Origin of the sequence: Fulvivirga sp. (assembly GCF_040218215.1) — a bacterium.
Lineage (GTDB): Bacteria > Bacteroidota > Bacteroidia > Cytophagales > Cyclobacteriaceae > Fulvivirga.
Genome location: NZ_JAVJQL010000010.1, coordinates 44,570 through 64,889 on the forward strand (window position 1 = coordinate 44,570; position 20,320 = coordinate 64,889).

The 20,320-nt window shown below is 38.3% G+C and carries 13 protein-coding genes; 9 read left to right on the plus strand and 4 right to left on the minus strand.

Translation table 11 applies throughout. The features are described from left to right. The 6 genes from RIB54_RS03485 (at position 1) to RIB54_RS03510 (ending at position 7,912) form a co-directional block, all read left to right on the plus strand. Positions 1-501 (plus strand): SRPBCC family protein, encoded by a 501-nt coding sequence (locus RIB54_RS03485; protein ID WP_350099298.1) that lies wholly within the window; start codon positions 1-3, stop codon positions 499-501. Positions 502-513: 12 nt separating this feature from the next. Then, entirely contained in the window at positions 514-894 is a 381-nt protein-coding gene (locus RIB54_RS03490; protein WP_350099299.1) for a DoxX family protein, read from the plus strand. 192 nt (positions 895-1,086) lie between these two features. Further along, a complete protein-coding gene (locus tag RIB54_RS03495; protein ID WP_350099300.1) occupies positions 1,087-1,545 on the plus strand; it encodes an SRPBCC family protein in 459 nt (152 codons plus the stop codon). Positions 1,546-1,731: 186 nt separating this feature from the next. Beyond that, on the plus strand, positions 1,732-3,270 hold the full coding sequence (locus tag RIB54_RS03500; protein WP_350099301.1) for a LuxR C-terminal-related transcriptional regulator: 1,539 nt from the start codon (positions 1,732-1,734) through the stop codon (positions 3,268-3,270). A gap of 106 nt (positions 3,271-3,376) precedes the next feature. Further along, a complete protein-coding gene (locus tag RIB54_RS03505; RefSeq protein WP_350099302.1) occupies positions 3,377-7,450 on the plus strand; it encodes an SGBP N-terminal domain-containing protein in 4,074 nt (1,357 codons plus the stop codon). A gap of 12 nt (positions 7,451-7,462) precedes the next feature. Then, positions 7,463-7,912 carry a hypothetical protein gene (locus RIB54_RS03510; protein ID WP_350099303.1) on the plus strand — a complete coding sequence of 150 codons (450 nt, stop codon included), beginning with the start codon at positions 7,463-7,465 and terminating at the stop codon, positions 7,910-7,912. An 82-nt stretch (positions 7,913-7,994) separates the two neighbouring features. On the opposite strand, the gene RIB54_RS03515 is transcribed toward RIB54_RS03510, so the two are convergent. Beyond that, positions 7,995-9,944 (minus strand): copper amine oxidase, encoded by a 1,950-nt coding sequence (locus RIB54_RS03515; RefSeq protein WP_350099304.1) that lies wholly within the window; start codon positions 9,942-9,944, stop codon positions 7,995-7,997. Positions 9,945-10,213: 269 nt separating this feature from the next. On the opposite strand from RIB54_RS03515, the gene RIB54_RS03520 reads away from it, so the two are divergent. Both RIB54_RS03520 and RIB54_RS03525 read left to right on the plus strand, forming a co-directional pair. Continuing rightward, positions 10,214-10,861 (plus strand): hypothetical protein, encoded by a 648-nt coding sequence (locus RIB54_RS03520; RefSeq protein ID WP_350099305.1) that lies wholly within the window; start codon positions 10,214-10,216, stop codon positions 10,859-10,861. A 106-nt stretch (positions 10,862-10,967) separates the two neighbouring features. Then, a complete protein-coding gene (locus RIB54_RS03525; protein ID WP_350099306.1) occupies positions 10,968-11,855 on the plus strand; it encodes a dienelactone hydrolase family protein in 888 nt (295 codons plus the stop codon). Between the two features lie 144 nt (positions 11,856-11,999). Here the strand turns inward: RIB54_RS03525 and RIB54_RS03530 are convergent, their stop codons facing one another. Then, complete coding sequence (locus tag RIB54_RS03530; protein ID WP_350099307.1) at positions 12,000-15,128, minus strand: VPS10 domain-containing protein; 3,129 nt, start codon at positions 15,126-15,128, stop codon at positions 12,000-12,002. Between the two features lie 148 nt (positions 15,129-15,276). Between RIB54_RS03530 and RIB54_RS03535 the strand changes: the two genes are divergently transcribed. Beyond that, positions 15,277-16,362, plus strand: a complete 1,086-nt coding sequence (locus tag RIB54_RS03535) for an aromatic ring-hydroxylating oxygenase subunit alpha (protein ID WP_350099308.1) — start codon at positions 15,277-15,279, stop codon at positions 16,360-16,362. 42 nt (positions 16,363-16,404) lie between these two features. On the opposite strand, the gene RIB54_RS03540 is transcribed toward RIB54_RS03535, so the two are convergent. Both RIB54_RS03540 and RIB54_RS03545 read right to left on the minus strand, forming a co-directional pair. Next, the gene (locus RIB54_RS03540; protein WP_350099309.1) at positions 16,405-18,252 is read right to left on the minus strand and encodes a DUF3858 domain-containing protein; all 1,848 of its coding nucleotides are present in this window, start codon (positions 18,250-18,252) and stop codon (positions 16,405-16,407) included. Further along, a complete protein-coding gene (locus RIB54_RS03545) occupies positions 18,249-20,135 on the minus strand; it encodes a DUF3858 domain-containing protein (RefSeq protein WP_350099310.1) in 1,887 nt (628 codons plus the stop codon). Before RIB54_RS03545 ends, RIB54_RS03540 begins: the two co-directional genes overlap by 4 nt. Positions 20,136-20,320: the final 185 nt, after the last annotated feature.

A 20,320-nucleotide genomic window follows, 5' to 3' on the forward strand; every position in this document is an offset into this window, starting at 1 on the left:
ATGACTAAACTATTCTTCGACTTTATAGTCGACAAAAAAAACAACACGCTGACCATAAAAAGAGAATTTGCTGCTAACCGGCAGTTGGTATGGGACTGCTACACTAAACAGGAGCACCTCGACAAATGGTTTGCACCAAAACCATTAGGCACAAAAACTAAATCAATGGACTTCTCTGAAGGTGGCCACTGGCACTATGCTATGGTAGAGCCCGAAGGCAATGAGTACTGGGGCTGGACAGACTACACAAAAATTCAGCCTATTGACTTTTACGAAACAACGGATGCCTTTTCTGATAGTGAAGGAAAAACCAATAGTGATTTACCAACTGCTACCTGGCATGTACACTTCACTGATAAAGGATCAAACACATTGGTAGAAACTACCGTGCAATATGCTTCCTTAAATGATCTGGAAACAGTAATCAACATGGGTATGGAGGAAGGTATGATGTCCACACTTGAAAGGCTGGATGAATTACTATTAACTTTAGCTAAATAACTTACTATCTTAATGAAAAAGAAAATCCTATTTGTTGTCTATTTATTGTTTAGCTTGATGTTTATCAATGCAGGGCTTAACAAGCTTTTTAATTATATTCCTATTCCTGATGATTTGCCTGAGAAAGTGCAGAAAATGAATGCGGCTTTCGAAGAAATTTTCTGGATAATGCCCTTGGTTGGAGTGATAGAAGCCCTGGGCGGAATTCTTTTTATCTTACCAAGAACAAGGGCACTTGGAGCAATTATGCTCTTCCCTATTATGATAGGAATTATGATCGTGCATTTAACGGTAGCACCTTCCGATTTAGTTTTGGCCAGCGTATTCTTTATTGTTAACCTCTGGGCCATTTATGAAAACAGAGAAAAGTTTATGCCACTAATCAATAATTAAATTTCCTTCGTTCTATTAAACCTCCTAGGTTAATCTGTTTGATGGAAGTTAAACCTAGGAGGTTTGACCCCCAACAAAGATTATCCCTCTTAAGTCTATCTGCGCAGTACAAGTAAAACTTAGGAGGGTTATTATTTTTTATAAATTTGACATAATTTTATTAAATTCCATTTCCCAATCAGAAATAGCAAAATGAAAAAGTTAAAATATCAAATAGATGTTAATGCCACTGCCGAGACTGCATACAGAGCAATGCTTGGCCTTGATGATAAAAAGACTTATGAACAATGGACAGCAGAATTTAACCCTACATCTACTTATGAAGGAAGCTGGGATAAGGGGTCTAAAATCCTATTTGTAGGCACCGATAAAGATGGGAAGCGAGGTGGAATGATTGCAGAAATTGCAGAAAACATTCCAAACAAGTTTGTCTCTATTCGTCATTATGGAATGTTAGATGGCGACAAAGAGATTACTGAAGGCCCTGAAGTTGAAAAATGGGCTGGTGGGTTAGAAAATTACTCTTTTGAGGAAAATAATGGGATAACGACAGTTACCGTAGAAGTAGATGCTGATAATGAATTTGCCGATTACTTTGATACTACCTGGCCAAAAGCATTTGAAAAGCTAAGGGAGATTGTAGAGAAATAATCCCTAAGGCATAGAAGTGATAATTTAAAATATCAGATAAATGGAGAAGGCGGCTTGGACATAAATTCAAGCCGTTTTTTATGACATATCATAAAAGTTCAATTAATTTATTATCTTAATATCAGATCGTTAAATTTTAATAGTTGATAAGTTCAATTAATATTTTCAATCACTAACCAGATTATTTTGAAAAAAATATCACTATTAATCGGCCTGCTTTTATTAGTTGCATCTGGTTATTCTCAAAATATCAATTCAAAAGTTGAAGAAATGCTTCAAAAAGCTTTTGAAGCCCAAAACCCTGAGGACGGATTAGTTTATTTAAACAAAATCAGCGAACAGATATCAACTGCTAATGATTCTGTCAGGCTTGAGTATTTAATTGCCAAAAGTGTGGCTCATGGTCAGCTAGGTAATGCTGATTCATCATTGATTTTTTTAGACCAGGCAGAAAAAGTTAGTCAACAATTGGGCGATGATTTACGGCTGATTAAAATCTACAATACGAAGGGCTTAGTACTCATGGGGCTAAGCAAATATGAAAAGGCACTGGATGTCTTTCAAAAAGGACTTGCAATTGGAGAAAATAAAAAAGACATAATCTACCTTGAGGCGATACGTAAAATATTGGGTAACTCTGGCGGCATATTTTATGAATTGGGCGACTACCAAGGTGCATTAAGACATACCTCACGCGCATTGGATATCTCCAAACAATTGAATGACTCCTCTGGGTTAGCCTATAACAATCTAAGGTTAGCCCTCACCTACCAAGCGATGGACAGTCTTGAAAATAGTATCAAACATTTGACGCTATCTCAACAGGTACTCTACAATCTACATGATACCTCAACCCTACTCTATGTAGAAAATACGCTCGGCTTGGTTTATGGTAAAAAAGACCAGTTCAAAAAATCACTTACGCATTATCAAGCCGCTTTAAAATTAGCGCAGCAAATTAGAAATGAAGAAGAAATCATTCATACTAAGGTATTTCTTGGGCAAACCCATTTTTCCTTAGGAGATTTGACAATGGCCAAAAAAATTGCTTCTGAAATTATAAAACAAACCAATGAGAATGGGATGGCTAATCACAAGCAGTCGGGGTATGAACTGCTGTATGACATAGCCTATAAGAAGAACAATTGGCAAGAGGCACTTGCCTACAAAAACAAGGGCCTTGAAATAAAAGATTCTATAGATAACGTGGAGATAAAATCAAGAATAGCAGAGTTGGAAACTAAATATGAGACAGAAAAGAAAGAGGCGGAAATTGTAAAAATTTCATTAGAAAATGATCTTAATGCTGCCAATCTTGCCTCCTCCCGAAATGCCAATATTGCCATGGCTATTAGTGGCTCACTAACAGTTATACTTCTCATCGTATTTTTCACACTGAGGCACAAAAAACAATTGGTTGAAAAAGAAGCACAGGAATTACAAATAGACGCCTTAAAAAAACGATTTATGGAATTGCACGCCAGTCCTGCTGAATTGGCTGTAGCACTTGAGTTTAATGAACTCAATAGCAAACTAAATACACAACTGACCGAAAGGGAATTTGAAGCCTTGAAACTAAGCCTAGAAGGCAAAACGAATACCGAAATAGCCGACATATTATTCATTTCTGTTTCAACAGTGAAGTTTCATTTACGAAATACCTACTCCAAAATGGGTGTTGGCAATAGAAAAGAGGCCTTTCAGCTGATGCTTAAAACAAGCTGATTATCAATAACTTACAAAGTTATTTTTAAAAACTAACCCATAGGGTCAGGTAAAAAAAGCGCTCTTTTATTGAGCTTCATGACATTATTCACAAATCAAAAATGTCATGAAAAAAATTACACACACACTTTTTACATTGGCATTACTATGGCTCGGTATGAGCAGTAGTTTTGCCCAACTGCCGGAGATTTTATCTGATATTGACAGCAGACCACGACCGAGTGATCCAAGAGAATTAACGGTCATTGATGGTAAAATTTATTTTGCCTCCAATATTTACAATAGAGGATTTCAGTTATCTGTTTATGATGGCAATAGCACTGAAAATATTTTATTTAGAGAAGGCAATACAGGTAGTTCTTTTTATCCAAATGAGTTTGTATCAATAGGCACTGATATCTTTTTTCCCTCACGTACAGATGAGTATGGTAGGGAAATTTATAAATACGATGGTAATGAAGTAACTGTTATTGACGCGAATCCAGGCAGCAACGATTCCAGCCCAACGAACTTAATCGTTTATAATTCCAAATTATATTTTAATGCAACAGATGGTGTAAATGGTTTTGAATTATGGGAATATGATGGAACTGATGTTACTATGGTGGAGGACATACAACTAGGAGCAGGTACCAGCAATCCATCAAAGTTATTTGTTTATAATAATGAATTACTATTCAGCGCAAATGATGGTACCAGTGGCTATGAACTTTGGACCTATGACGGAACAAATGTTACTATGGTGGAGGATATCAATCCCGGAGCAGGCCATTCAAATCCTGACCACTTTACCATTTATAACGACAAGCTTTATTTCGCTGCTGCAAATGTAGCTTGGGTATATGATGGTAGCATATTGCAAAGTCTAGCGGATGTTACTGGTCAAACTGTTGGAACAGACCCAAGGTATTTTACCGTATATAACGATGAATTATATTTTAATTCTTTACTGGCAGCGTCCGGTGCTGAATTGTGGAAATATGATGGTACAGGTGTCGGGATGGTCGCGAATATTAATGCAGGTTCTGCTAGCAGCTTTCCAAGATTTTTGACCGTTGGCGCTGGAAACTTGTTTTTTGATGCTGAAACAGATAATGGTCGTGAACTGTGGAAGTTTGATGGCACAACAGCAACTGAATATGACCTTAATGCTGGGACACCACACTCCTACCCATCAAATTTTACAGCAGTAGGTGATAAAATTTACTTTCGCGCTACTACGGTAAATGACGGTCAGGAATTATGGATGCATGATGGTACTTCAGCGACTTTAATTGATATAAACGAAGGTTCAGGAAATTCTACACCAAATTATTTAGTAGCCTTTGATAATGAAGTATTATTTAGTGCCAACAATGGGGATGGTGTTTTTTTATGGTCATATGATGGAACAAACTTGAACAGAATACTAACCAACACTAATACCTATGGAAGTACAGCTGATTCACCAATCGTTTTCAATGGCAAACTATATTTTCAAGCAGAAACGAACGAACTGGGTCGAGAACTATACGATTATGATGGTTCTGTTTTAAATGTGACTGAGATTAATCCAGGCGAAGGGGCTGGTGATCCTAGCAATTTTTTTATTCATGGTGATAAATTATATTTCTCAGCCTATGATGGATCAAATGGCTATGAAATGTTTGTATCAGATGGCACTGAAATGACTATGATTGATATTAATCCAGGCTCTGGGAGTTCATTTCCTCAACAATTTACCGCTTTCAATGGTGATATTTATTTCAGAGCTACAGATGGTACTAATGGAGTCGAGTTATGGAAATATGATGGTATATCTGCCACCATGGTTCATGACATTAATCCAGGTGGAGATTCATCCCCTCAAGGATTAATTGTTTATAATTCCAAATTATATTTCTCAGCAAATGATGGCATAAATGATTATGAACTTTGGGTTTACAATGGTACCAATACAACTATGGTGGAAGACATTAATATAACTGGTGGCTCCAACCCAGATAATTTCATTATTGTTAATGACAAACTCTATTTCACCGCTGATGATGGTGGAGTAACCTATGGTAGAGAAAATTGGAAATTTGATGGTACCAATTTGGTAGCAATAGATATTTATGCTGGCACACCGAGCTCTTTCCCAAGTCAATTAACAAACTATAATGACGAATTATATTTTACTGCATATGATGATACAAATGGTGAAGAATTAAGAAAGTACGATGGTACTACTGTAACAACAATTGACATTTATGCAGGTTCCGCCTCCTCCTATGCATACGCCTTTACTATTCATAACGAACTTCTATATTTTAGTGCTTACGAAGATATTAACGGTAACGAATTAAGAAGTTACGATGGCACTAACCTCAATTTAGTCGTTGATTATAGTGATAATGACGACACTTCGCTCGATTTTATATTTTCATATGGTCCAATGTTATACCTAAACTATTACGACTATAGTGATCAAACATATAAACTAACTTCTTACAATGGCACCGAAATAACTTACCTAAAACAAATGGCTCTGCAAGAGTTTGATGACTATGGTACTCCTACTGAATATGGAAATTATATGTACTTCTCAGCAGATTCTGAAGAATATGGTGATGTGGAAATGTGGCGCATTAGAAAAATCAGTGAAGAAACAGATATCTTAACCTTTGAACTATCTGAGCAATTAGCTGAAGCCACTATTAATGCTACTAATCATACCGTAGTAATTGAAACGGTTTTTGGTACTGATATTTCAAGTCTATCACCTACTATAACTGTTTCAGATTACGCGAGTATTAATCCTGTAAGTGGTGCAACGGTAGATTTTAGTTCACCAGTGGTATTCACTGTTACTTCAGAATTTGGTAACACCCAAGACTGGACAATAAGTGTGAGTGCAGAGACCAATGACGCGCCCACCGACCTGAGTTTAAGTGCAAATACCATAGATGAATTAAATGAAGTGGATGACATTATTGGGTCATTTTCAACAACCGATCCAAACATAAGTGATTTCCATACTTACTCATTAGTAGCAGGTACAGGAGATACTGATAATGCTTCATTCGATATTTCAGGAAGTAATTTGATCGCTTTGGAAGCATTTGATTTCGAAACTAAATCAAGTTATTCGGTTAGAGTTCAAACAAACGATGGTCGTGGAGGCATTTTTGAAAATGAATTCGCTATTTCGGTGAACGACTTAAGCAGCTTAGAACAAACAATCACATTCAATTCACTGACGGACAAGACATTTGGCGATGATTCATTTGAGCTTACTGCTTCGGCTTCATCAGGCTTAAATATTGAATTTACTTCATCAGATGATAATATTGTATCAATTTCTGGAAGCTTAGTAACTATTGTTGGTGCAGGCACAGTAAACATTACCACATCTCAATCTGGTGATACTGATTTTGCGGCTGCAACAGGTGTAGTTCAATCACTAACTGTAAACAAAGCAGACCAAACAGTTACTTTAGATGCGATTTCAAATAAAGATGTATCTGATGCTCCATTTGAGGCAGTAACTTCTGCAACATCTGGATTAAGTGTTAACTTATCTGTTAGTGGGCCAGCTTCTATCACCGGAACCACTATCACATTAGATGGAACAGAGGGCATCGTAACGGTAACTGCTTCTCAATCTGGAGATGACAATTACAATTCGGCATCGGATGTTGAAGTTAGCTTTGAAGTAACCAGCTCAGCAGTTGCACAAACCATCACTTTCAATGCTATTGAAAATCAATTCTTTGAAGCGGGTTCTTTAACGCTATCAGCTACAGCCTCTTCAGGACTAGAGGTAAGTTATGAATTAGTAAGTGGTCCTGCTACAGTATCTGGAAATGTGGTTTCATTCTCTGATTTAGGAACTGTAGTAGTAAGCGCCAATCAGGCAGGTAATGATTCATTCTTGGCAGCTACCTCTGTAGAGCAATCTTTTGATATTATTACCGTAACAGGAGTTGATAATGTAACCTCTGCCCTGCTCATCTATCCAAATCCGGTTACTGATGTTTTGACCATTCAAACGCAGCAGGAGGATATTTCCATTCAGCTGTTAAACATGAATGGTACACAAGTGATGAGTATCAGAGCAAATGCTCCTAATAGTATCTCTCACCTGAGTGATGGAATCTATTTCTTAAGAATCTCAGCAGGCGAGAACTACACTACTCACAAAATCATCAAAAACTAAACCTTAGAAATCATGACTATATTAAAATATATATCCCTTTCAGTATTACTCATTGGTCTGTTAACTATTGCTAGCTGCAAAGATGATTCTGACCCAGCACCTAGCGCAATTGAAGAGCAGCTTACTGCTCTGCTGAATGGTGGCAGCAATTGGGTACTCAGTAATGATGGTGTCACAAAAGATGGATTTGATGTGACAGGCCAGTTCACTGGTTTTAAATTAACCATAGGCAACAAAACCTACACTACTGAAAATGGTCTAAGCCCGGTATGGGAAACCTCGGGTATCTGGGATTTTCAAAATGATAACCCCAACCTGGTTTTACGTGATGGTGACACCTCCATTACCCTAAGTCTGTCTGGTGGTAATCTAACTATGACCTTCATGGCAGATGGTGCTTCTACAGGTGGTAGAACCAAATCCATCTCCGGTGAATATGAATTTCATTTAGTTGGCGAATAGTTTAATAAATGTGTGTGTAAGTCAGTCCCTGCCCCGCGTTGGGGTGGGGCTGACTATATACTTTAGTAACTATTAAACCTTTCTACTCAGGCAAATCCAAAGCTGGGTTTTGATCAAAATAATCAAATGGCCTGATCTCAAAAGAGTGCCATAATACAGGCATCACTGGCCAATCTTCTGCCCTTACCATATGGTGCATCCCGATAGTATACCACAAAACAATATCCTTTTTGTCAATGGATCGGTTGGCACTGGTCCACTCAGGAAGTCCCATACCGGGAGCACTTAGCGTTGGGAAATCTCCCGCGGCATACAGTTCTTTTGGACTATATGGTGTTGCCCACAGGTGATGGTTGATGAAGCCCACACGCATCCGTGGATAATCATCTTCTGAAAGTAAAGTGTTGGCTGTTTTGCCAGGCATCAGTTGGTAACTGGTAGGGTATCCCACCTTATTCTTTTTGGTAGTGCTTAATACCCGCCATAAGGTTGGTTTATTTAAGTCAATATTCAATTTTACATCAGCCTCACGCTCCGCTATTTTAGGATTGTTTACCCAAATGCTTCTTCTTGGATGGCCTTCCGGTAGCATCTTGCGCTGCAACCTGCTCAGTTCCAGCTGATTTACAGGGCCATCAACATCCAAATCAATTCTATAACTGAAATAATGATCGTGATTGACCGCCACTATATTTGGATCTACAAACCTGCCATATTTATCATCCGGGTCATTTGATGCCTCAGTCGCATCCTTTTGTTTCACTACCTTGGCCTCTGCTATGCCAGTGGCTCCTGCCAATACTTTGATTGAGCCGTCTTGCTGAAATACCCAGTCGAAGATATAGTCATAGTTGCCTAAAACCGCAGCTACCCTAACCACCAAGTCCCGCTTCACCCTGCTTTCTTGTCCGGCATTACCATTATGCCTCCAAGATGGGTCTCCAGATTCGCGTTCAAAAATGGCTACGAGATCAGAAACAGGTAAAGGCCTTCCTTTATCATTTGAAAATGTTCCATCCATGTAATGTGCATAATGAGGAGCATCCTGACCGGGAAACAATGGCTTTATCAGACCACCGGCAGTATATTCTCCTGCATCGATAAAATTTCTGGCCATCCAACCAAAACTCTCATCCATATAAGGCACAAAAATCTCTGATAGGCTACCCTGATACATCACGGGACGGACTTGATCGCCATCATTATAAGTTACCATTGAAATAATCAGGCCAACACGATGATCGGGCCTTACATGAAATTTCCACTTCTGCCATTCGATAACATATCCGTCTATAGTAAACCCAGGGCCATTAGGCTGAGAAACCATAAAAGGGCCGGGCACTTTGCGTAAACTTTCCGCAGGTAAATTGTCATAATCTGCATTAACTGTTGCCATTGGCACAGCACCCTCATCAACCACCGTGAGCACCTCCCCAGTGTTCAAATCAATAAGCGCATCAAGGCCTTCTATACCTCTCACCCAATTGTTCTTGACATATCGGGAATCTGTACATGAGCAAATTCCTACACGCTTTCCTTTATATTGCTCTTCTCCAAAATTAGCCCTTGGCCCAATAAAACAATCCAGATAGGTAAAGTCATCATATCCTCTTGCTTTTAACCCCTTAACAAAATCAGGATGCTTTAGTACTTTATCTATCATTGATGAAAATTCACTACCCAACCAAGTAGCCTGAATGCCCTTCAATTCGATAAATGCCAATTCCTTTTCATTAGTCAAGTCAACCTCCGCTCTATAGAATTTACCATTGTGATGCACGGTGGCATAAGCCTGTCTCGGTAGCTTCTCGCCAGCTTTCCAGTTCCATACTTTATATTTATCCGGCTCTATCAGATTGATCATCGAAAAACCAGTGGAGTCATTTAAATGACCTGCTTTACGCAAGGTTTCCAATACTTTCCAATACTCCTTATAAGTTAAAGGATCTAAAGGGTGTAAGGACTGGGCACTAATAATTGGCGCTATACCAATTAATAGCAACAATACTGTAGCTTTAATAAAGTTCTTCATGATGTTTAGGTAAGGTTATAGAATAATACAAGGTACATAAATAATATTATGAAAATCATAATTTATTTTTTTATGTTAAAACCTTAATATGCAGCCACTTAAAACTATTTGAGATGTCTTTTTGAAACTAAAGTCGCATCCGCGTTTCAAATAGATATTCTCATTTTATAAGTGATGAAATCCACTCAGCGGATTAGTCAACCACTCCTCATTTAATCCACAGATTTAATTAATATTGGTCGTCTAAAAGCCGAACCTAAACTAATACTATGAACAAATTACAAAAACTTGGTGGAGCAGCTGCTATTACTGAAGCTGCCATTTACGTATTTGCCTTTATTATTTTCGGAGCGGTCATCAACAACCCTGCAGCTGAAGTCGATCCCTCAGAAATATTGGTGCATTTGACCAATAACCAACTGTTAATAACTATTACCAATCTGATCATTTATGTCTTGTTCGGTATTGTGCTTTCAGTTCTTGTGCTGGCCATTTATGAAAGCACCAAAGCTCAACATATCACCAGCAGGCTAGCCGCAGTCTTTGGGTTTATATGGGTAACAATAATTATAGCCACTGGCATGACTGCCAATATTGGACTTAGTACGGTAATAACCACTGGAGCAGAAAATCCCGATCAAGCCATGACGTTATGGAAAATGGTTAATGTAATGGTGGAAGCTCTGGGTGGTGGCAATGAAATAGTAGGGGCACTTTGGGTGATGCTTCTGAGTATAGCCGGGTTAAAGTCTAACTTCTGGTCCAAGGCGCTCTCCTATTTCGGAATTCTGGTTGGTGCATTTGGATTGTGTACCATTTTCCCAACTGATACTTTTGCCATGCTCTTTGGTGTAACACAAATTGTATGGTTTATGTGGGTAGGAATAGCCATGATACGATCAAATGATAACCGCTAATCCATAATTTTGAATCTCTTCTCCTAAGCATGTTCTTACTAGACATTAACGATTTGAACTGCTATATTTAGGAGAGTACTTTTTATCCATTAAAACCAATTTAAAGATGGCCTCACCTAAAAACCCCGAGATTAACCAAGAAGTTTTCAAGCTGTACGATGCTTATGCCCATAATAAAATGAGCAAAAGGGAATTCATTAAAAAGCTTTCTGCCTACGCAGTGGGTGGATTGACCGTCAGTTCTTTAATGAGCTTTGTAATGCCTAACTATAAAGACACTATCCAAATACATGAAGATGACCCAAAGCTAAAAACAGAGTTTATCGATTATAATTCTCCAAAAGGTGGTGGTTCCATCAAGGCTCAGCTTTCAAGGCCGGCAAATGCCTCAGGAAAATTGCCTGGTATTGTTGTAGTTCATGAAAACAGGGGACTCAACCCTTACATAGCCGATGTAGGCAGGCGTGCAGCTGTGGCAGGCTTTATCTCTATAGCGCCAGATGCCCTTACACCTCTAGGAGGATACCCGGGAAATGATGATGATGGAAGGGAAATGCAACGCAAGCGTGACCGGGATGAAATGTTGGAAGATTTTATTGCGGCTTTTGATTATTTGAAAAACCAACCTGAATGCACTGGTAATATTGGTGTTGTAGGGTTCTGCTTTGGCGGCTGGATATCTAACATGATGGCCGTAAAAGTGCCTGACTTAAAAGCAGCAGTTCCTTTTTATGGTAGTCAGCCATCTGCGGAGGAAGTTCCTAACATTAATGCTCCACTACAACTTCATTTTGGTGGTTTAGATGAACGGGTAAATGCAGGCTGGCCCGCTTATGAAGAAGCTCTGAAAGCCAATAATAAGGAGTATGAAGCTTATATTTATGAAGGTGCTAACCATGGATTTCATAACGACTCAACAGGCCGTTATGATCCTGAAGATGCCAAACTGGCATGGAGCAGGACTATTGAGTTCTTTAAGAAGAACTTGAGTTAAAGATATCAGCTGGGGTTAGCAAGACAATGGGGGTATTAAATGTTATATAATTGCTCCAACCCAGCAACCTTCTCAAAACACAAAAAAACAAACCCAGATCCGATCGGCTCTGGGTTTGTTTTTATTTCAGATTTATGATCACAATCAAGGCACCTTAACAGCTCCTACTCCAGCTTCCCAAAGTTTTTTGTTATAAGCAGGAATATCCGTTTCCATTAATTCCTTAGCCCTTTTGTTCAACCCTTCCCATTCTTCCATAAGTTCTGCAAACCTGGCTTTGTTTGGCTCATTGACTCGTGGTAAGGCACTATCAGTCTGGTTAATCAAGAATATTAGTTCAGCTGTAAATTTGTTGGGATAATTCTCAACATCATCATATGCTTTAGACTTACGCTGCACCATATCCTCATCCCAGGCCTTTAGTTTCTTCAATAGCCCCTCACCTTCAGTTTTTAATTCTGTGGCATCTTCTGGCAATAACTCCATGGCATCATTCAACTGACCTTGTACTTTCACTAATGCGTTCACTTTAGTGTGCATGTCATTAAAAGTAGCTTGTGCTTTTTTCATAAAAGCATCGTATTCAGCATACTCAGCAGGTGTGGTGGTATATAATGGATTTGGTAATATTTTGGCTGACGTTTCCATCTTCTGATCACCCACCATCACAGCAATCTTATAATCACCAGGCACAGCTTTATGCCCTCTAAAACCACCTTCAATATAAGCTGTTGGTGCCCCTACCATTGTTGGATAGCGCATATCCCATACTATACGGTTCAGGCCCTCATTTTTAGATAAAGTAGGATTGGCTGATGGCCCTCCGTCATAAGATTTGAAGTCCTTATCCTTTTTAGAGGTATAGGTTCTTACCACATTGCCCTGTGCATCAGAAATCTGTAATTTAACCTCAGCAGCATCATCCAGCTTAGGCAGATTATAATAAATGACTACACCATTGGCAGGGTTAACGCCTTCGAAAGCATTTGACCCAGTAAAGCTTTCAGAATTTCCATTCAACTGGCTACCCCAGTTACCAATAATGGCATCCTCAGGTTGATAAAGAACAAGGCCTGTACTTGGTTTATGCTGCCTGATCAGACCCATATCATCCAAAATCCAAAAAGAACGACCCATTGTAGCAACAATCAGATCATCCTTATGAATCCTAAGGTCAGTTATAGGCACTATAGGTAAATTCAGCTGAAATGGCTTCCATGACTTACCTCCATCCTTGGAGATATACATCCCAAGCTCAGTACCAGCAAACAGTAAATCCTTAACCTTATCATCTTCTCTTACCACACGGGTAAATGCTCCATAAGGAATATTGCCACTTATGTTTGTCCATGACTTACCATAATTGGTTGACTTATAAATGGAAGGGGTCTTATCATTAAACTTGTACCTTGTGGTGGCTATGTAAACCGTAGCAGGATCGTGTGGAGAAACCTCAATGGCATTTACCAAACATTCTGTTAACCCTTTAGGAGTAACATTCGTCCAGGTGGCACCATTGTCTTTCGTAACATGCACCAAACCATCATTGCTACCTGTATATATCACTCCTTTTTCGCTTGGTGATTCCAGAACATAACTTAACACTCCATAATTCTCGGCTCCAACTGCCTCCACAGTGTAAGGGCCTCCACCTTTAATCTGCTTTGCCTTTTCATTTTTAGTCAAATCAGGAGAAACTTCTTCCCAGGATTTACCCATATCCCTGGTTCTTAAAAGTACCTGAGCACCATGATAAAAAGTACCCGGCTCATGCTTAGACCAGATGATGGGTGCATTCCAGTCGAAACGGTATTTCATGTCACTGGCCGCTCTCGATAAGTATTGAATTGGCGCAGCCATTACATTGGTAGTCGCACTCGACTTTGTATCAAAAACTTCGATGGTTCCTAAGTAGCTACCTCCCATTACAAACCTTGGATTATCAGGATCAAAAGCTAAAAAAGCACTTTCACCACCCGCAGATGCACTCCAGTGCCTGGTGTTGATGCTCCAGTCATCATGGGCCAGGCTCGCTATTTTTACCGTAGAGTTATCTTGCTGACCAGCATAAATGTTGTATGGAAAAAGGTTGTCTACATTTATTCTATAAAACTGAGCTGTGGGCATGTTGTCTTCAGAAGACCAGTATTCTCCATAATTGTAAGACACCGCTACCCCACCGTCATTAACAATGGCCATGTTTTTATTATTATCAGGATTGATCCATAAATCATGATAATCACCATGAGTACCACTTAAACTTTCCCAGCTTTTACCACCATCTATTGATCTCAATGCTGGCGCATTCATAACATAAACAGTCTCTTCATCTTGAGGATCAACAAACACCTCGATATAATACCAAGCACGCTGAATCAGTTCATGATTATCGCTAACCCTTGACCAGCTGGCTCCGGCATTATTTGACACAAACAACCCTCCTAACTCTTTATCAGAATCACTTTCTATCAATGCATAGACTTTATCAGAATTTGAACGTGCAACGGCAATTGCCATTTTACCTTTCTCTTCAGGTAAGCCTTTGTGAATCTTATTCCATGTTACACCGCCATCAGTTGATTTATACAGTCCGCTTCCAGGGCCTCCGCTGATCACCTGCCATGGCAACCTTTGATGCTCCCACATAGCAGCATATAAAACCATCGGGTTGTTATAATCCATTGACAACTCAGCGCACCCTGTCATGCCATTAACAAAAAGCACATTGCTCCAAGATTTACCACCGTCTGTGGATTTGTAGATTCCCCTCTCAGCATTATTGCCATGCAAAGCACCCTGTGCCGCCACAAAAACGATGTCTGGATTTTTAGGGTGAATTACGACTCTGGCTATATGCTGGGTCTTCTCAAGCCCAAGGTGTGTCCATGTTTTTCCGGCATCGGTAGACTTGTAAACACCATCACCATAGGAGGTCATCACCCCTCTTGGCGCATGCTCACCCATACCTACATAAACTACATTGGGATCACTTTCAGAAACAGCAATAGCTCCTACAGATCCGGTCTTAAAAAAGCCATCCGAGATATTGAACCAACGCTGACCACCATTTTCGGTTTTCCAAACCCCACCACCTGTGGTGCCCATATAATAGGTCATTGGGTCGCCTACCACACCAGCACCGGCTACTGCTCTTCCTCCACGAAAGGGACCTATGTTTCTGTATTTTACTGGTTTTAATAATTCGTCATAATCCTGACCAAAGGTGAATACACTAATGGTCATTAATAATAATGAGATGGCTAATTTCTTCATGATTGGTTTAAGTTCTGATTAAGAAATATGATTCACCAATTAAGCAATGTTTTCTCAGATTCGCTATCCGCTCATCAAAAAAATCTAGAGGGAGGTTTATAGAGAAGAATGAAAAATAGTAATTTGTAACTTTACTAAAAGCCTACCCATGAGCCAAAGATTTTTTATCAATCCGGACATTACAAAAGCAGAAACGTTACCTGCAGATTTCTACAGAGATCCAGAAAACTTTGACTTGATAAGAGAGAAGGTCTTTAACCGCACCTGGCAGTGGATCGGTGGCAAAGACCTTTTACCACAGAATGAAGGTGTTTATCCCTTAACACTTTTGGATGGGTTTATGAAAGAGCCTTTGCTTTTGACTAAAGACAGCCAGGAAGAGATCAGATGCCTTTCTAATGTCTGTACGCATAGGGCCAATATTTTGGCGCATCAGCCAGCAAAGTCTAAATCAATAATATGTGCTTACCATGGAAGGCGGTTTGACCTTGAAGGCAATTTTGTGTCCATGCCTGAGTTTGATGAGGCTCAGGACTTTCCCAGACCATGCGACAGCTTACACACCTATCCGCTTAAAGACTGGCGATACTTTCTTTTTGTTAGTCCGAACCCAGCCTTTGATATAAAAGAAGTAACGGATCTCATGGAAAAGCATGTTGGTTTCATGCCGATAGAAGATTTTAAATACGAACCAACGCTAAGCAAAGACTATCTGGTGAATGCACACTGGGCTTTGTATTGTGACAACTACCTGGAAGGATTTCACATTCCATTCGTGCACAAAGACCTAAACAATGTGCTGGATTATGGCAGCTATACTTCTATCCTTTATGATCATTGCAATGTGCAAGTTGGGTATTCCAAAGGTGGTGAAGAGGTATTTGACTTACCAGAAGGCCATGTAGATTACGGCAAGCAGGTAGGTGCGTATTATTACTGGGTGTTCCCCAATATGATGTTCAACTTCTACCCATGGGGGCTGAGCATCAACATTGTAAAGCCCATAACCAAAGACAAAACAAAGGTTTCCTTCCTCACTTATGTCTATGATGAAACTAAAATTGGCAGCGGTGCTGGCGCATTGTTAGACAAAGTAGAGCGTGAAGATGAATTTGTGGTTGAGGGTGTGCATCAGGGACTAATGTCATCTGCTTATACTACCGGTAGGTTCTCACCTAAAAGAGAAAAAGGGGTACATCATTTTCACAGGTTGCTGGCTAAGTATATTGGTTAAAATCTGATTCAAATAAAGCCCCTTCATTATCAAACACAGTAATCATGTTTTAGAGTTAACAACTAACTTTTTGTTATCAACCTTCTCTATTTCATTAAAGTATTCTTCAAATTCCTGGAACTGGTCTTTAGTAAAATCACCTTTGTTAAAGATAACCTTTCTATTAATAATAAGATAGTTAGACTCATGACTCAAATCCAAAGAATAACTACCGAATTTACTTTCGACATTTACGGCTTCAGGTAGATTGTAAATCCAGCGATCTTTTGGTAATTTGATTTTGACACTGTCTACAACAGTAAATGCTCTAGTAATTGATGCATATTTCATTGCAGAATTAACATCAATTAATTCATCCAATGGAGTCATCATGTTGACTGGTAAAATCATCCGGTCTCCAACAATTTTCCCTAAACCATTGATCGAAACATCAAAAAATGAAGTGAAGCATATTGAATCTCTTGTAAATTGCTTATACTCAAAGCCATCAATTGAAAAATCTTTATGATGGAATTTCGCTTGATTTACCTTTTTTATATAATCTTGTTGAGCTGAGTTATAGACCATAATTTCATCATAAAAAATCCCTTCATTAGTAGTCTTAACATTCATCTTAGCATTTCCATCAGAATTCAGTTCAATTTCTGCAGTATTGACTTTAAGGTTTTCAGACTCATCATAAATAGTAGATCGAATAATTTTACTTCTATCCTTTTCAATCCAGAGTACATATCTATCATCCGTAAATTTACCGGTGTAAAAGGCAGGAGTACTTTGGCTTGTACATTCTAAAAATACAGTATCACTTAATAAGGGAATACCCAGGTAAACATGATTAAATTGATTACTCGGGAAGTCCTTGTCAATATCAGGTGTATCTGAACCTGCTTTTACAAGAATATAATTAGAATTAATACCAGTATAACTAAGCATATTTTTCATGTATGTCGTCAAGGCTTTACAATCTCCAAAACCATAAGAGTCCACCTCAGATGTTGGCAAGGATTTAAACCCTCCAATGCCCAATTGGATGGAAATATACCTTGTCTTATCCTGCATATAGTGATAGATATTCTTTATTAATTCTTTCTTGTCAGATCGGTCTAGACTCGACAAATAAACTTTTGTTTCAGTTGATAATTCAAATGGGTTATTGTTTAAATTATAAAACCAATTACCAAATGTTTTCCAAGATGCGAAACTACCTTCAACACCTTCCAGGCTGAAATTTTCGGGCGAGACCAATACTTTTGGTTGCTCATCATAAAAATCTTTATATCTTTTATTTTTTGCCTGTGCATCTAATTTGGAAACTTCATACCATCTAGTCTGCATACCTTTAAGGCTAGTCAGACTATACTCATCATTGGGTGTTTTATTAAGTATCTTTATTTTCATGTTCTCAGGGTGAATCACCTTGAGGGTAGACTTGTCGACAGCCACATTAAACCTTGACCTTGGTACCCAAGGCTGCAAGGATATAAAACCAGTTAGCTCAATTTCTGATTCTATTTCAGCAGTGTAGGGGTAATTTTGATAATCTGGCTTTAAAACAAATAACTTGCTATCATCTATCTCAAATGAGGAACTGAAGCCATATTCTGTTCCCTCCATCTTACTGACTTTTTTAATCTTTCTACCCGCTGCATCAATTATGGTAATTGTTACTTTTTTAATTTTCCTAAACTTGTCGGTATAATCAATAAACCAACTTAAGTATTCAGCTTCTTTAGAATTTATAGTAACTTTTAAATATTCTGAAATTTCTACATCAGCAGAATTATTAATCTGATATGTAGTCACATGTGAGTTAATTCTAGCATATTCCTGACTATTGGAAGTAATATTTATAGTAACTAAGAGAAGTGTTAATAAAGATATAAACTTCATATTTTCTGCAGTTCAATAGGTTGATTGAGGAGTTTGCTTACCAGCATAAAAAATTGTCTCATTTCAGGGTATTCATTTTCTGCATATACTTCCTTTTGAATAGAAATATTCAACTTAAATTGGATGGTGCCACTAGTTGAGTTTGTTAGTAATGTGACAAATGCACTTCCGCCTTGAAGTGTATACTTGGTGGATTCTGGAATTTCCTTAGGCACATAATTCTCTGGCAGTTTAACAATAATTGTACTGGTATAATCTCTAGGGTACCTAAGATCAACAGGATATTTCCTTGATTCTGAATTAAAGGGATTAATGGCAAATTCTTGCATTAAAAAAGGGTTGAAAATAATGCCATCTCCCACATCAATAATTCGTTCGCTCAAATCAATGTTAAGCTTTTCCACACCAGATAAGGTAGTATTATTATCTCTAGCAATTTGAATATTCTTAATATTCAAATCATCGAAAGTACCTTCTAGTTCGTTCGAATAGACGTTATCGTCCATTCCCGTTTCCTTTCTTTTTTGCACCCAGTTATAATACTCATATTCACTATGATCACGACTAATATTCGCTTCTCCAGTAGCATCTTCATTGATTGTTATCATAGTGAAGTCGTTCGTTTTGGCCTTGTAAGTTGAATTTAGATCAACCCATAGTTCGGAACCTTCATTGATTATAAGTCCATAATAGTTTAAACAGCGTTCAGGCAAAATTCCTGGTACTAAGTTGTCAGATGTAGCATCTAATAACATTTCAACATTACCTTCCTTTACATAAGCCACAACATAATTCAGCTTACTCGCCATTGCTTTATGTTTTACCAACATCCCATTACTTCTAGTACTTAATACTACTGGATATGCTCTTACTCCTACTTTGTTTAACATTGCAACCAATAAGAGATTAACGTCTGCGACATTTCCACTATGATCAGTTGTAAAACATTTACGCACATTACTTGAACTATAAATTGTATAGTTACCATTCCACTTAATATTATCCTTTATAACTTGATGAGCCCTGGATATTTTCTCATCTAAGGGCAAATCAGCTCCATTTATAAGTTTAGCATAGTCATTTAGAAAAGAAGCCGAATTGACAACATCACCAAAATATGGGGAAATAAGCAACCTGTTGATAACATTAGACCAAGTCGAGCTATACTCTAAATATCTAAAACCTGGTTTACCAAGTGAAACCAATTGAAATTCGAATTTTGTAATGTAGTTCTTATAAGTATTTATATAAGGCTCATTCTCAAAAGCAGCCATGTTCTCCATGACCCACTTATTATCATCAACCTGATTTAGAGGTTCAAAACCAAATTTGGTCTTTGAATACTTTATGTAATTAGATTCTTCCAACTCGAGTTCGTTGTACCTAATAGGTATAATGTCCTGAAACCTCCATTCTCTTGGAACACCTAAGTGACTAAATTCAATATCAATAATGCTTCCTACTTTAACGCCAGGGGCGAAGACTTTATAAACAGAATATTCATCCACTACCTCCTCTTTATAGATCGTATTGTTGTCAGCTCTTGTTTTAACAACCTCGCCATTTTCAAGATTAAACACCAGAACTTTAAAGGCGCTTCTTGATGGCGCATCAAAAGTCCAGTTTCCCCAGTCCAAGCCAGCTTTACTCAGCACCTTAATTCGAAGGTGCCTAGTAAAGGTTATGTCATCGGATTCAAATTTACCAATATCTGATAGGATGACAGCAGGGGCCATTGAATCTCCCGGATAAACCTTCATTTCAAGATCTTCCAATTCAACCTTTCCGAATTTTATGCGGCTTTTTTGACAATGACCCGTTACCTGATATGATAGGTTTAACAACGCAATTAGACACCCAATTACAATGTATTTTTTACTCACAACTTAATATTTAGTTAAAATCAAACATCAATAATAACATAAAGTATTAAAAAAGTAATATGGATATTTCAGTTTAAGAATTAGTAATTCATAAACCGCTATTTATCAGTACATTAATTTTAAAATACCTAAAACAGAAATAGTAGTCTGAAGAAGAGTAGCGCTAGCTATTAGGTTATTTTAAT